Here is a 13,622-nt window from a genome sequence, read left to right on the forward strand (position 1 = left end):
CCCGCGTCTTCATCATTTCACAAAAACTCCCGCCTGAGGCTCCCGAACGCACTCACACGCGCGTGGTTCACCCTGTTGGCGCTCAGCGTGACCTCGGCGCTGCTGACCCTGTTACCGTTTGCGCCCAAAATCGTCGGCGCGGGTATTCTGGGTCTTGCGCTTCTCAAGTGCCGCATCATCCTGGCGCAGTATCTTGACCTTGCGGCTAGTCCGGCCTGGCTGCGTGGATTTTCCATTGTGCTGACGGGCTTTGCACTGATTGTACTTGTCCTCTATCTGGTCTGAAAAAAAACGCCGCCCCGAAGGGCGGCAGTTCTCCATGCAAAGGGGTGCTTGGAACTATTGTGCAGCCATAGGCATCCGCGCAATCTGGCAGCGTTGCCACAAGGCTGACAGCGCACCGACCAGATGGTCGATATCCTCATCCGTATGAACCGGAGACGGCGTGATCCGCAGACGTTCGGTGCCTTTGGGAACGGTGGGATAGTTGATGGGCTGGATGTAGATGCCGAATTCTTCCAGCAGTGTGTCCGAGATGAACTTACATTTCACCGGATCGCCCACCATCACCGGGATGATGTGGCTGGGGTTGGGCAAATGTGGAATGCCTTCGGCGTCCAGTCGGGCCCGCACCTGCGCCACCCGCTGTTTTTGCAAGTCACGTTCCGTGCTCGATTGTTTCAGATGCTGGATCGAAGCCGCAGCCCCAGCCGCAATCGACGGGGGCAGGGCGGTGGTGAAGATGAACCCGCTGGCAAAGCTGCGCACGAAATCGCACAGGGCGGCAGAGGCGGCGATATATCCGCCGACTACACCAAAGGACTTGCCCAGCGTCCCTTCAATAACGGTCAGGCGATTCATGAGCCCTTCGCGTTCGGCAATACCACCTCCGCGCGGGCCATAGAGACCGACGGCGTGCACTTCGTCCAGATAGGTCATTGCACCATATTTGTCGGCCAGATCACAAATCTCTTTGATAGGGGCGATGTCGCCATCCATCGAGTAGACCGACTCAAAGGCGATCATCTTGGGCGCGTTGGGGTCAGCGGCGGCCAGCTTTGCGTCCAGATCCTCAAGGTCATTATGGTTCCATATCACCTTCTGCGCCCGTGAGTGGCGGATGCCTTCGATCATCGACGCATGGTTCAACGCATCGGAGAAAACTATCAGCCCCGGAATCTTCGCAGCCAGCGTCCCCAACGCGGCCCAATTGGAAACATAGCCCGAGGTAAACAGCAGCGCGGCTTCCTTGCCGTGCAAGTCAGCCAATTCAGCTTCGAGAAGCACGTGGTCATGGGTAGTCCCCGAGATATTGCGCGTTCCACCCGCACCGGCGCCGCAGCGGTCCAGCGCATCGTGCATGGCGCTGATCACCGACGGATGCTGGCCCATGCCCAGATAGTCATTCGAGCACCAGATCCGCACATCCCGCTGAACTGGCCCATCGGTCTGCCGGGCGTTTGGAAACGCCCCGCAACGTCGTTGCAAATCGATGAAAACCCGGTAGTTTCCTTCATCTTTCAAAGTGTCGAGGCTCTGGCTGAAATATCGCTCGAAGTCCATCTGACATGCTCCCCGGATAACTGGCTTTGAGCTGAACTTAAGGCAGCGCACCTGGTCGTGACATGACAATTGTCAAGTTTGGATGCAAGAATAGGGGTGGTACGTCGGAGTGCGCTTTGGCATAGCTTTGTCTAGGGATGATCACTCGGGCGCTGCCCGAAACGGACAAACAGGGGGATGCCTTGATGCCACATGAGGCACAAAAGGCTATCGCACGCCAGTCACTTTTATTGCGCAGCTTGCCCGAGAGGCATGTCGATTCATTGCTGCGTCAGGCCGTTTGGCGGAAATATGATCGGGGTGAGACGATCTTCCTGCAAGAGGAAGAGGCCAAGGCAGTGCATGTTATGCTGGCGGGTTGGGTCAAACTGTTCCGTGTTACGCCGACCGGAGCTGAAGCGGTGGTGAGCGTTTTTACGCGAGGTGACAGCTTTGGCGAAGCCGTGGCGCTTCGGGACGTGCCATACCCTGTGTCTGCCGAAGCTGTGTCTCCTTGTGAAGTGATGCATATCCCCAGCCCGGTATTGTTGTCGCTGATGCGGGAAGATCCGGAAATCGGCATTTCGATTCTAGCGGCTACTTTCACGCATCTGCACTCTCTGGTGGCACAGCTTGAGCAGCTGAAGGCGCAGACCGGTGCTCAGCGTGTTGCGGAATTTCTGCTGGAATTGTGTGATCGGGAAAGTGGTGCGTGCGAGGTGGAACTTCCCTACGACAAGATGCTGATCGCAGGACGCTTGGGGATGAAACCCGAAAGCCTGAGCCGCGCGTTTTCACGGTTAAAAACTGTTGGTGTCAAGATCAACAGAAACCACGCAGATATCGACGATATTGACACTCTGCGCGACTATGCGGATAGCGACCCGAGCGAGCGGTAACACCGCTCGGATCCTGCATCTTGGTCAACCGCGCCCGCGATAGGGGGGAACGCCCTGATCCGGAATCCACACGCTTTCCGGCAGGGGCCCCGTTTGCCAGAATACGTCAATGGGGATGCCGCCGCGCGGGTACCAATAGCCACCGATGCGCAGCCAGCGGGGTTCGAGAAATTCCTGCAGACGGCGCGCGATCGAGACGGTGCAATCTTCGTGAAAAGCACCGTGGTTTCGAAACGATCCCAGAAACAGCTTTAGTGATTTGCTTTCCACCAGCCAATCGCCGGGCACATAGTCGATGACCAGATGCGCGAAATCCGGCTGCCCGGTCATCGGGCAGAGCGAGGTGAACTCGGGCGCTGTGAAACGCACGTTATAGTCCACGTCCGCCTGCGGGTTCCGCACGCGTTCAAGAACCGCTTGTTCCGGCGAGTTGGGCAGGACGGTGTCGCCGCCCAATTGAGTGAGATTGCTGTAAATGTCGCTCATGTCTGTCTCCTTATGGTCAGACGCCGCGTTTGTTGCCCCAGACCAGCACGTGGAGCTGCGGCAGGATACGGGGGGCGAACCACCCTAAGCCAAGAGTTTTGTCGATCAGCCATTCCAGCCGCTCGGTGGCTTGGGTGAGATCGACGGGCAGATCGGGGTCGGTTTCCGGGTTGCCTGGTTGCAGATAAAGCGGCAGGTCCGGATAGCGGGCCGCCACGTCCTTTGCCCATTGGAAATCGGTGTCATTGAAGATGACGATTTTCAGTGCTGTCTGCGCGGGCCGTACTGCAAGGCACGCGTCGAAGGCGTCCCAATCCATAACCTCGCCGCTGCTGGGAGGTTTGGGGCTGAGTACCAGCATCGACAGGTCGGCAAACCACGGTTTGGCAACGGACCCTTGGGTCTCGCAGGCAAAGCGATAGCCTGCCCGCGTTCCGCGCTGGATCAACGGGGCGAAGTCCTGAATGGCTGGGTTGCCGCCGGACAGCGACACGGTCAGGGGTTGCCCGCCAGAAAGTCGCTGTACCTCGGACCAGACGGCCTCGGTCTCCATCGCCTTCCAATCGTGGCGATAGGCGGTGTCGACGGCGTGCAGGCTGTCACACCACGCGCAGCGAAAATCGCATCCGCCTGTACGTACGAAAACGGTGGGCTGGCCGATCAGTGCGCCCTCGCCCTGAATGGTTGGGCCGAAAATTTCAGCGATGCGCAGGGTCATGGCCGGTACTCGGCCCACGTCTTGGGCGTCTCGGACACTTTGACTGCGGCTGTTTCGGGCCAGCGCGCGGCGCACCAGTCATAGAAATGGCGCGCCATGTTCTCGGCGGTGGTCGCGCAGTCCAGCACATCGTTCAGATGCTGATGGTCGAACCTGTCGTCGATATAGGTTTTGAGCGGTTTCAGCTCGTGATAGTCCCGCACAAATCCATCGCTGTTCAGGTGGGCCGAGGCGAGCTCGACCACGACGATATAATTGTGCCCGTGCATCCTTGCGCATTGGTGATCGTTTGGCAGGTGGGTCAACTGGTGCGAGGCCGAAAAGTGGAATTCCTTGGTGATCCGGTACATCAGGCCCGCTCCCTTTCCATTGCCTGACGCCAAAATTCGGGGTCCTCGTACACAGTGGGGTCTTCGACACCGGCCAGATCAAATGCCTCGCGCCGTTCGACACAGGTGCCGCAGCGCCCGCAATGCCGATCACCGCCCTTGTAGCAGGACCATGTTTCAGCAAAGGGCGTGTTCACCCGTGCCCCTTCGGCAACGATTTCGGATTTGGATCGATGGACGAAGGGAACATGCAGCGCGATATCCGCATATCCGTCCAGAGCCGCACGCTGCATGGCGTCAAAGGCGTCAGTGAAGCCGGGGCGACAATCTGGGTAGATAAAGTGATCGCCCCCATGCACGGCGGTGGCCACCGCCGCGTCGCCATTTGCCGCCGCGATGCCATAGGCAATGGTCAGCATGATGGCGTTGCGATTGGGGACGACTGTGACCTTCATGGTCTCTTCTTCATAATGCCCGTCCGGCACGTCCAAATCGTCGGTCAGGGCAGATCCGGTCAGCGACGCCCCAACCGAACGCAAATCAATCACATGATGTGGTACGCCCAGCCTTTCGGCACATTGGGCGGCAAAACCCAGTTCCTTGGTGTGGCGTTGGCCATAGTCGAATGAGATCAGTCGAGACAGGTTGCCTTCAGCCGCCAGTACATGGGCCAAAGAAACCGAATCCAGCCCGCCGGAGCAGACCAAAGCAGTTTTCATATTGTCAGTCCTTGTTTTGTTAGCCGGGTAGGCTGCGACCGGCGGGGCGCATCGATAGGTGCGTTTTTTTTCAAGTGCAATGCTTTTCGAACCCGAGCGCGGTAAAATAACTGCGACTGTGCGCTGACCCTGTTCTGCGTTCTTTCGCTTGGTTCGCTTCCTGTCTATCGTGCGCCAAAGGACATCTTTCGCTGGTTGTGCGCAGACGACAAAACGGATCACGATAATGACGATTGAAGATATGCTCTCGGGCTTTGCCCGCGCCACATTGATGACGTCCGCGACGCCGACCGAGCGGCTTGATCGGTTGTCGGATCAGTTAGGGCTGGATCTGTGGATCAAACGGGACGACCTGACTGGGCTGAGCTTTGGTGGCAATAAAACCCGCCAGCTGGAGTTCTATTTGGGTGAGGCCCAGCAACAGAAAGCAGATACAATCCTGATCACCGGGGCGGTGCAGTCGAACTTTGTTCGCTCGGCTGCCGCGGCGGCTGCAAAACTTGGCATGGACGCCGTCCTTCAGCTGGAAGAGCGCGTACCGGGCATGGGTGCAGATTATTACCGATCGGGAAATGTCTTGCTGGCCGGTCTTCTGGGGGCCGAACATTTACACTACCCCACCGGCGAAGATGAGATCGGCGCAGACAATGCCTTGCATGAAAGGGCCGATCAGCTGAAGGCCGAAGGCCGAAAGCCCTATGTTATTCATCTTGGCATCGATCATCCTCCGCTTGGCGCGTTGGGATATGTTGCTGCTGCAGCGGAACTGATGACCCAGATCAGTGATTTTGAAGCGGCTGTGGTGCCATCCGGCAGCGGTTCCACCCATGGCGGATTCTTGGCAGGGCTGCGGCTTGCCGGGCAATCTGCCCCTGTCTATGGCATCTGCGTTCGCCGCGATCAGCACCAGCAACATGTACGGATGCAACAGGTTCTGGGGCGTCTGGCGGATATGCTGGGCTTCGATCCCGTTTTGGTCATGGATGACATTCAGACATGGGACGGGGCGTTGGCTCCGGGATACGGACAGATCGGTCCTGCCACGCGCAATGCTCTGACCCTGATGGCTCGTTCCGAGGGAATCTTTTTGGACCCGGTCTATTCAGCCAAAACCTTCGCGGGGCTTTTGGGTTTGCTGGAACAAGGTGTTCTGCAGCAGGGGCAGAAAGTGATTCTGCTGCACACAGGGGGTCAACCGGCGCTATTTGGGTACCAGGACGAGTTGCTTTCGCCCTGACGTATTAAAGAAACGACAGTCGGGTTCGACCTATCGACAGTAGCACCTATGGTATGCTCCGGGCCGGCCGTGAAGTCCTACAGCGTCTTCGCTTGATCAACTGCCGCCAAAGCCTCCGCGATATCGCAGTTTTGCGGGCTGCCGGATATTGCGCCCAGAATGCCCCTTATGTCCGGTGACGTCTCTGGCACACAATTGAGACGTTCGCAGGTCCGCTGATACGCGATGGCGGTACGCAGTTCGAACATTCGAGCCTGCTGTCTGCGCGCGGTTCGAATAGCGCGTTCGAACAAGAGGTCGGCGGGGTGATCTGTGGCCTGCAAAGTGGCCTCGATCCGGTCTGTTTCGGCTTGCGCCCAGCCTTCATTGGTCAGATCCTGCTGAGTTCGCGCCTCGTCCAGAAACTGTTGCGCTGTGCGCGTTTCGTTTGCCTTAAGTGCGACTTCGGCCAGAACTGTCAGGAACAAAGGCTTGTAGTTACCTGCCCCACTGGCCCACCAGGCTTGTGCCGCATCGTGCATCGCGTGCATCGTCCGAAGGTTGGGTGTAATCTGAGCATCCGCCCAGCTGCGCCAGACATTGGCCGTCAATGACATGAACGGGAATGCATGTTTGATGGCCAGAGATTCAAGGCGCGAGACCGCGTCATAAACTTGTTCAGGATCGCGCCGCAGAAGGTGAAGCATACATAGATAAGTCAATGACTGCGCCAGACTGTGTGCATGTTTCAAATCCTGAGCTGCTGACACGGCCTGAAGCTGGATATCAAGGGCGCGGTCTGGCTCGCCGCGCAGCCAGGTCGCGACGCTCAGAAAGCAAGATGTAATGGCGGCATGATCAGTACCATAGACGTAAGCCAGGCGGCTGTGCTGTTCCGGGTCATACAAGCTCAGCGCCTGTTTCAGGTGATCACAAGCTGGTTCCAGATGCCCGATATGCAGTAAAACTGCGCCCATGGCCCGGTGGGCGATCATGGTGTGATGCGTTTCCTCATCAAGTTTTGCCAGGTCCAGCAATTGTGCTGCCGTGGCTTTGGCCAGATTGTATTCACCCCGCACCAGATGATACGCGTACAGCCCATTCAGAACCGGGAACAGTTGTTCGGTTTCGCCCAGCCGGTTGCACAGGTCGCGAATCCGCGCGTAAGCCGCTCCTGTTTCATCCGCTGCAATGCCTGCGGTCGAGCGAAGAACACCCGCCCGAAGAACTTGAATCCGGGTTTCGTTTCGATCCCGGTCAACGGATTTGTCCACCTTTTCGAGCAAGGTGATGGCCCGGCCCAACTGTGTCACCGCTTCGACCGCCGCCGAACGTTCAGCCGAGCGTTGGCCAGCCAGAAACCAGTAATCGATCGCCTGTTCCGGCATGTCCGCCATCGTGTAGTGGTGGGCGAAAATCTCAGGGCCGACCGCCGCATCGTGATGCTCAGTCTCTTCCAAGGCCTCGGCCACACGGGCATGCAGCCCCCGCCGTTCGCGTTTCAGAAGGCTGTTATACGCAGTTTCGCGAATGAGGGCGTGACGATAAGTGAAGGTCTCCTCCGGATCTGCGTCCGAGCTGTTCACGATGCCTGCATCCTCCAGCAATTCCAGCCCCGCCCGCAAGGCCCCTTCGTTCAAACCCGAGACCCGCGCGATCAGAGGGTACGAGAAGTGTGGACCGATAACTGCCCCGATCTGTGCCACTTCCTTGGCCGAACTCAGTCGGTCCAAACGGGCCATCAAGGCGTCATGCAGGGATTTGGGAACGGAAGATGATACCGACGCACTGTCAGCCGAGACGGTTTCCGCACCATCAATCAGAAAGTCGGTCTCCAGAAGGTCCTTGGTGACCTCTTCGACGAATAGAGGAACCCCGTTTGAACGGGCTGTGATCAGATCATAAGCCGCCTTTGGAACGGGTCTGCCATTGGCGACGTCGTCAACGATTTCCTTTATCTGTTCAATGCCCAACTGCTTCAAATCGACATGGGTGAGATTTGAGGTGAATGTCCAGCCCGGATCAAAGCCCGTGCGATAGCTCATCACCATCAGCACCGGCGCATCCCCGATGCGTTTTACAAAGAGATCGAGCAGCGTTTTTGTTGTCGGGTCGATCCAATGTGCATCTTCAAACAGCACCAGCACCGGACTCTTCCCGGCTGTTGCGATCAGATGATCTGCCAACATGTCCAGCGTCTGTTTCATCACCTGTTCAGGCGTCAGATCCAGCGGACCCAACTGATCCTCGAATGGAACAGACAGAAGCGATGCGGCCAGTTTTAGCGTGATGTCGGACGGCGTGCCCAATGCGTGCTTTAACTTGTCCAGTTTCTGTGCCGCGCTGTCGTCAATTCTTAATCCCGCTGCGGTCTCAAGCTGGCGAATGATGGGATATAGTGCACTTGCATCGTGGTAGGGAGAGCATTGAAATCGAACGTGTTGATAGGATGGGTCTGGGATCGTTCGGTGCAGCTCTTCGATCAGGCGGGATTTTCCGATCCCTGCTTCGCCTGACACCAGCGCCACCTGACCATGTCCTTGTTGGGCCAGATCCCATTTGCTGTGCAGCGTTTTGTATTCCAGTGTTCGGCCGACAAGCGAGCTCATCGCAGTGTCATCCGAGGCTATGAACCGGCTGAGGGTTTGGCGCGTGCCAGTGACTTGCCAGGCTTCAACTTCCTTTGCGAAACCTTTCAACTGAAACGTTCCACGGCGAATGTATTCAAACGTATCGCCTGCAAGTTCGTGGGTCGTCGGCGCAACGATCAGCGTGCCCGGGTCGGCCATGGATTGCAGCCGCGCGGCGAGGTTTGGGGTTTCGCCCATCGCTGTGCCATCCTCGAACATCTTTTCACCCCGCAGGTCGCCAACGACGACCAGACCGGTTGCAATGCCGATACGCACCTGAAGCTGGGCATGCGTGCGCAAGTTGGGGATATCGCGAATAATCCGAAGACCCGCGTGTATCGCGCGTTGAGGATCATCCTCATGCGCGTGCGGAAACCCAAAGAACACCATGATGCCGTCGCCATAATAACTGGCGATGTGTCCGTCATATGCGGCGACGGCTGCGGCGCAAGTTTCCTTGAACAGCCTCAGAACCTCGGCCAGATCTTCGGGGTCAAGTTGTTGCGACAGCGGAGTAGACCCCACGAGATCAATGAACATCACCGTCAGTTGCCTGCGTTCGGCAACAATATTGGGTTCTGGACCTGAACGCCCCTTTGCACCTTCGCGAATGGCCTTCAGGAAACGCCGTCTAGGTCCCAAAGGCAACCCAATGGTGACAAGGTCATCATCGTTCAGTTCGGCAAGATCACCCAACTCGACTTCATGCTGGGAAAAGGCGTCAGCATATTTGGATAAGCCATGCTTGCTCAGCCAGTCTGCAATATCTGCCATGTGATCCCGCACGTGACATCGGTGTTGTGATGCCATGCTCTCCGCTTTTTTGTTTGATCCTCAAGTTCGGCCTTTGCGCCGCCAAGGACGTTTGATCTTATCAAGAACGACAGGGCAGGGTGGGTCAAGAGTGCATCGGGACAAAACAACGTTCCACGTCTATCGCTCGGGTCCTACAAGCTCCCTCTGGTCCACTTGATAGAGCATCCCATCGAGGGTGTTTGATCTTGGGGGCCTTGCCCGGTTTCAGCGATCCGAAGCATCGCGTTGACAAGTTCCGGCTCACGCTCGCCGGATTCGCCACGGCGCAGATTGTCCAGGCGTCCACGGTATTGCAGCAACCCGTCTGCATTCAGACCAAAGAAGTCGGGTGTACAGACCGCGTTATATGCCTGTCCAACGGATTGATCCTCGTCGACAAGATAGGGGAAGTTGAACCCGTTCATTCGCGCGAACTCCAACATTCTGGGCGGTGCATCTTCTGCGTAGTCTCGATAATCGTTCGACATCACCGCCAAGACGCCAATGCCCTTTGACCTCAAAAGATCCGTGTCCCGCGCCAGCCGATCTGCAAGGGTTTTGACATACGGGCAATGGTTGCAAATAAAGGCGATCAGCAGCCCGTTTTGCAGATGATCGGACATGGTGAAAGGTTGACCGTTGGGATCCTTCAGTGTGAAGTCCGGGGCCTTCCAGCCAAATTCGCAGATTGGTGTGTCCAGCAGCATGTTCTACCTTGCGTCCGATAAGGGTGGTGATTGGATCAGTCTAGAGGTCAATCGCTTGGAAGTTTAGCGCAAGTTTTCCTGCGCCATGAGGGTGAGCGGAAAGCCCAATGGGATCACCCTCAGATCAGCAGCGTCGACAGGCTGGGGAAATAGCTGAGCAAAAGCAGAACCAAAGCCACCGCGACAAGGAAAGGCCAGAGCGATTTGAGGATTGCACCCGGCGTGGTGCCGCTCATGGATGAGGCGATGTACAGACCGATCCCGACAGGTGGTGTCAGCAGGCCAAGCACAAGATTCAGGCAGGCTACGATTCCGAATTGATACGGGCTGATGTCGTAAGACCCGGTTGCAATGGGCAGCAGGATGGGTGTGATCAGGATAATCGCAGCAATGCCATCAATCACCATTCCCACCAGTAAGAGCGCCAGATTCACGATCAGCAGAAACACAAAGGGGTTCGAGGTAACAGATGTGATCAGCCCGGCCAGATGCTGCGGTATCTCTTCGTAGATGATAACCCAGCCAAATACACTGGCTGCCGCGATCATGAACAGGATCATCGAGGCATTGGCAGCGGTGCGTTTGAACATTTCGGCCAGGTTTTGCGGTTTCAGATCGCCATAGACCAGCCAGCCCACAAGAAAGGCGATTAAGGACGCAATCGCGGCGGACTCGGTTGGGGTGGCGATCCCGAACAGGATGCCACCAATGATCGAAAGGGGGATCAACAGGGCAGGAACTGCGCTGATCAGGGACCGAATAGCCTCGGCCCGCGTCATCCAGCGGCCTTTGGGAAACTGCCGCTGCCACCCGATCAGGGTAATGACCAAAGCAAAAGCGCCAGCCAGAAGCAGGCCCGGCAAAATACCGGCAATGAACATGTCGCCGATGGGAATCTGGGCCAGAACCCCAAAGATCACAAACATCATTGAGGGCGGAATAACCGGGGCCAATAAGCCACCAGCAGCGGTGGTCGCGGCGGCGAAGCCTTTATCATAGCCTTCTTCGTCCATCGCCGGGACCATGGCGCGCGACATCACCGCGATTTGCGCAGTCGCAGAGCCGATGATCGCCGCCATGAACATGTTGGCCAGCAGGTTGATATAGGCCAGCCCACCGCGAAACCCGCCAACGAACACGCGCGCCAGCGCGACAAGGCGTCGGGTCATACCGCCTTCATTCATCAATTCTCCGGTCAGCATGAACAAGGGGATTGCCAGAAGCCCATAGTTTTCCAACCCACCGAACATTTTCTGTGCGTAGCTGTCATAAAGAACTGTGTTGCCGCTTTCCCAGATGTACCAGATGGCTGTGATGGCCAGCACGATTGCCACCGGTACAGACAGAAACAGAGTAGCCAGAAAGACGATAGGACTCATGGCTGCGACCCCTTCGCCGGGGCGCTCAGCAGGTGCATCGTGGAATGCAAAGTTGCACCAAGTGAAAACAACCACATGACAAGCCAGAACAGGTATTTTTGCAGGCCCAGGGTTAGTGTCGGCTCGGCATAGATGAAGTTGAATGTCTGACCCTGAAAGGCCGCAGTGTCAAAACCGCTACGGGCGATTTCCAGCGGCAGGAACCAACGCCAGCAGAACCACAGCATCGCCAGGGAAAAGGCAAACACGAAGGTGTCCACAATCTTGCGGATCAGTCGTTTCGCGCGATCCGGCACATTGTCGGAGAGAATAGAGATCGAAACCGAACTGCGATGATGCAAAGCAGCGGACGCCCCGAGGAAAGTCATCCAGACCATGGCATAAATCGCCAGCTCATCGACCCAGAACAGAGCATTTCCCGCCGTACGCGTCACGACATTCAGCAAAATTAAAGCTGTTATGCAGACCGCCAGAAAGGCGGCGCACCACAATTCGACCCGCGCCAAGCCAGCCGACAGCCGATACAACATCGCTGTTCTCCCGTGAGAAAGGGCGCAGGATCGACCTGCGCCCTTTTCGTCATGCCGTTTTCGTTATTTTGTTTCTGCCGCAGTCTGCCGCAAAGCGTCAAGGGAAGAGGTCTTCTCGGACCAGATCCCGTTCCACTCTTCAATCGCGTCGCCAAAGAACGAGGCATCGACCTTCTTGTAGGCTTTTCCCGTGCCCTCGATCTGTTCCAACCATTTGGCATCGTTTTCAACATACGCGTCGATGGTGCTGTCGACATGCTTGGCCATCAGTTCAGCAATCATCACCCGGTCTTCTTCCGACAAGCCAGCCCAGACCTTTGCCGAAACCAGCCCGACCATCGGGAACATCATGTGATCCGACTGCACGATTGTGTCGGCGTGCTCGTAATATTTCAGCACCCAGATCAGCTCGGCATCCATATCGATTGCATCAACCTGACCATTGGCCAGCGCATCATAGACCGCAGGCAAGGGCATCGGTGTAGGTGCTGCCCCAACCGCATTGTAGAAATCGAGGATCGGCGTAAAGGGCGTGATCCGAAGCTTCAGGCCAGACAGATCTTCTGCGGATGAAACATCTCCGCGACTGACGATCTGGCGCAATCCGGCCATCCCATAGCCCAGACCCACAACGCCAACTTGCCCTGGTAATGGCTCCAGCATGGATTTGGCGGTGTCAGACCGCAGGATGCGCCCGGCGTGCCCAATGTCATCTGCCAGATAGGGTGCATAAAACGCCCCCAGCTCAGGCGCACGGTTCGACACTTCGGCCACCGTCATGAAGGCCATGTCCAAAGCACCCGTCTGCAATTGCTGCAGCATCTCTGCTTCGTTCCCCAGCTGACGCGCCGGGAAAACCGAAACTGAATGCGCGCCACCACTGGCCTCGTTCAGCTCAGCCCCAAACGACTCGGCGGCTTTGGTCCAGATATGCGGCGGTGGCGTGATCAGGCCTAACCGGAACTCTTCAGCCTGAACTGCCACGGATGACATTGCCAGAACAGCCGCAGAGGCGGCGATTTTTACAAAATGTTTCATGACTTCCCCTGTTTGATCTTGTTTTACAGTTTAACCCAGCCCTCGGGCGGTTCCTTACCTGGATGCATCGCCTGACAGTTTGGGCAGGTGCGGTCTTTTTCCGAGGCATAGAACTTCTGATAAACCGGAGGCAGGTCATCAACGATGGACTTTAGCTGCATTTCCGCACGATGCACCAGTGATCCGCATTCGAAACAGTACCATTCGATGGCGTCCAACTCGCCCGTCTGGCGCTTGGGTTCGATCACAAGCCCAATCGAGCCTTCCTGTGGGCGTTGCGGCGAATGGCGGACATGCGGTGGCAGCAAGAAAACCTCGCCTTCGCGGATTGGAACGTCGTAGAACTCCTCTCCGTCAAAGATTTTCAGCACCATGTCGCCTTCAAGCTGATAGAAAAACTCTTCCACAGGGTCGTCATGATAATCCGTCCGCTTGTTCGGCCCGCCAACAACCGTGACCATCAGATCGGCATCTTCCCAGACCTGACGATTGCCTACTGGCGGCTTGAGCAGATGGCGGTGTTCGTCGATCCAGGCCTTGAAGTTGAATGCTTTCAGTTTTGACATGTCCCACTCCCTACCGCCGAAAGTTTGGCGCGTTTTTCCATAACAGCAAAGAAATTATCAGCATCTAG

General features: G+C 56.9%; 14 protein-coding genes. 3 read left to right on the top strand and 11 right to left on the bottom strand.

Features of this window, described 5'->3' with window-relative positions; genetic code table 11:
* Positions 1 to 75 precede the first annotated feature (75 nt).
* A complete protein-coding gene (locus ALB80_RS09070) occupies positions 76 to 285 on the top strand; it encodes a nitric oxide reductase F protein (RefSeq protein WP_083445259.1) in 210 nt (69 codons plus the stop codon).
* A 54-nt stretch (positions 286 to 339) separates the two neighbouring features.
* On the opposite strand, the gene hemA is transcribed toward ALB80_RS09070, so the two are convergent.
* Positions 340 to 1,563 carry a 5-aminolevulinate synthase gene (gene hemA / locus ALB80_RS09075; protein WP_050603742.1) on the bottom strand — a complete coding sequence of 408 codons (1,224 nt, stop codon included), beginning with the start codon at positions 1,561 to 1,563 and terminating at the stop codon, positions 340 to 342.
* 185 nt (positions 1,564 to 1,748) lie between these two features.
* Between hemA and ALB80_RS09080 the strand changes: the two genes are divergently transcribed.
* On the top strand, positions 1,749 to 2,441 hold the full coding sequence (locus tag ALB80_RS09080; protein ID WP_050603927.1) for a Crp/Fnr family transcriptional regulator: 693 nt from the start codon (positions 1,749 to 1,751) through the stop codon (positions 2,439 to 2,441).
* Positions 2,442 to 2,465: 24 nt separating this feature from the next.
* Here ALB80_RS09080 and queF read toward each other — a convergent pair whose 3' ends face one another.
* The 4 genes from queF to queC are packed head-to-tail and all read right to left on the bottom strand — an operon-like array spanning position 2,466 to position 4,693.
* Positions 2,466 to 2,927 (bottom strand): preQ(1) synthase, encoded by a 462-nt coding sequence (gene queF, locus ALB80_RS09085; protein ID WP_050603743.1) that lies wholly within the window; start codon positions 2,925 to 2,927, stop codon positions 2,466 to 2,468.
* Positions 2,928 to 2,943: 16 nt separating this feature from the next.
* A complete protein-coding gene (queE, locus tag ALB80_RS09090) occupies positions 2,944 to 3,645 on the bottom strand; it encodes a 7-carboxy-7-deazaguanine synthase QueE (RefSeq protein WP_050603744.1) in 702 nt (233 codons plus the stop codon).
* Positions 3,642 to 3,995 (bottom strand): 6-carboxytetrahydropterin synthase QueD, encoded by a 354-nt coding sequence (queD, locus tag ALB80_RS09095; RefSeq protein WP_050603745.1) that lies wholly within the window; start codon positions 3,993 to 3,995, stop codon positions 3,642 to 3,644. Before queD ends, queE begins: the two co-directional genes overlap by 4 nt.
* Positions 3,995 to 4,693 carry a 7-cyano-7-deazaguanine synthase QueC gene (gene queC, locus ALB80_RS09100; RefSeq protein ID WP_050603928.1) on the bottom strand — a complete coding sequence of 233 codons (699 nt, stop codon included), beginning with the start codon at positions 4,691 to 4,693 and terminating at the stop codon, positions 3,995 to 3,997. Before queC ends, queD begins: the two co-directional genes overlap by 1 nt.
* Positions 4,694 to 4,919: 226 nt before the next feature.
* On the opposite strand from queC, the gene ALB80_RS09105 reads away from it, so the two are divergent.
* The gene (locus ALB80_RS09105; protein ID WP_050603746.1) at positions 4,920 to 5,930 is read left to right on the top strand and encodes a D-cysteine desulfhydrase family protein; all 1,011 of its coding nucleotides are present in this window, start codon (positions 4,920 to 4,922) and stop codon (positions 5,928 to 5,930) included.
* A gap of 77 nt (positions 5,931 to 6,007) precedes the next feature.
* Here the strand turns inward: ALB80_RS09105 and ALB80_RS09110 are convergent, their stop codons facing one another.
* The 6 genes from ALB80_RS09110 to ALB80_RS09135 form a co-directional block, all read right to left on the bottom strand.
* Positions 6,008 to 9,313, bottom strand: a complete 3,306-nt coding sequence (locus tag ALB80_RS09110; RefSeq protein ID WP_050603747.1) for an adenylate/guanylate cyclase domain-containing protein — start codon at positions 9,311 to 9,313, stop codon at positions 6,008 to 6,010.
* Between the two features lie 173 nt (positions 9,314 to 9,486).
* Positions 9,487 to 10,041, bottom strand: coding sequence for a thioredoxin family protein (locus ALB80_RS09115; RefSeq protein ID WP_050603748.1), 555 nt, complete (start codon positions 10,039 to 10,041; stop codon positions 9,487 to 9,489).
* 119 nt (positions 10,042 to 10,160) lie between these two features.
* Positions 10,161 to 11,420 carry a TRAP transporter large permease gene (locus ALB80_RS09120; protein ID WP_050603749.1) on the bottom strand — a complete coding sequence of 420 codons (1,260 nt, stop codon included), beginning with the start codon at positions 11,418 to 11,420 and terminating at the stop codon, positions 10,161 to 10,163.
* Positions 11,417 to 11,950 (bottom strand): TRAP transporter small permease, encoded by a 534-nt coding sequence (locus tag ALB80_RS09125; RefSeq protein WP_050603750.1) that lies wholly within the window; start codon positions 11,948 to 11,950, stop codon positions 11,417 to 11,419. Before ALB80_RS09125 ends, ALB80_RS09120 begins: the two co-directional genes overlap by 4 nt.
* A gap of 63 nt (positions 11,951 to 12,013) precedes the next feature.
* Positions 12,014 to 12,988: a TRAP transporter substrate-binding protein gene (locus ALB80_RS09130; protein ID WP_050603751.1), complete on the bottom strand. Its 975-nt coding sequence runs from the start codon at positions 12,986 to 12,988 to the stop codon at positions 12,014 to 12,016.
* 23 nt (positions 12,989 to 13,011) lie between these two features.
* A complete protein-coding gene (locus tag ALB80_RS09135; RefSeq protein ID WP_050603752.1) occupies positions 13,012 to 13,554 on the bottom strand; it encodes a 3-hydroxyanthranilate 3,4-dioxygenase in 543 nt (180 codons plus the stop codon).
* Positions 13,555 to 13,622 lie beyond the last annotated feature (68 nt).

Origin of the sequence: Ruegeria sp. 6PALISEP08 (assembly GCF_001238295.1) — a bacterium.
In the GTDB taxonomy this organism is placed as follows: Bacteria; Pseudomonadota; Alphaproteobacteria; order Rhodobacterales; family Rhodobacteraceae; genus Ruegeria.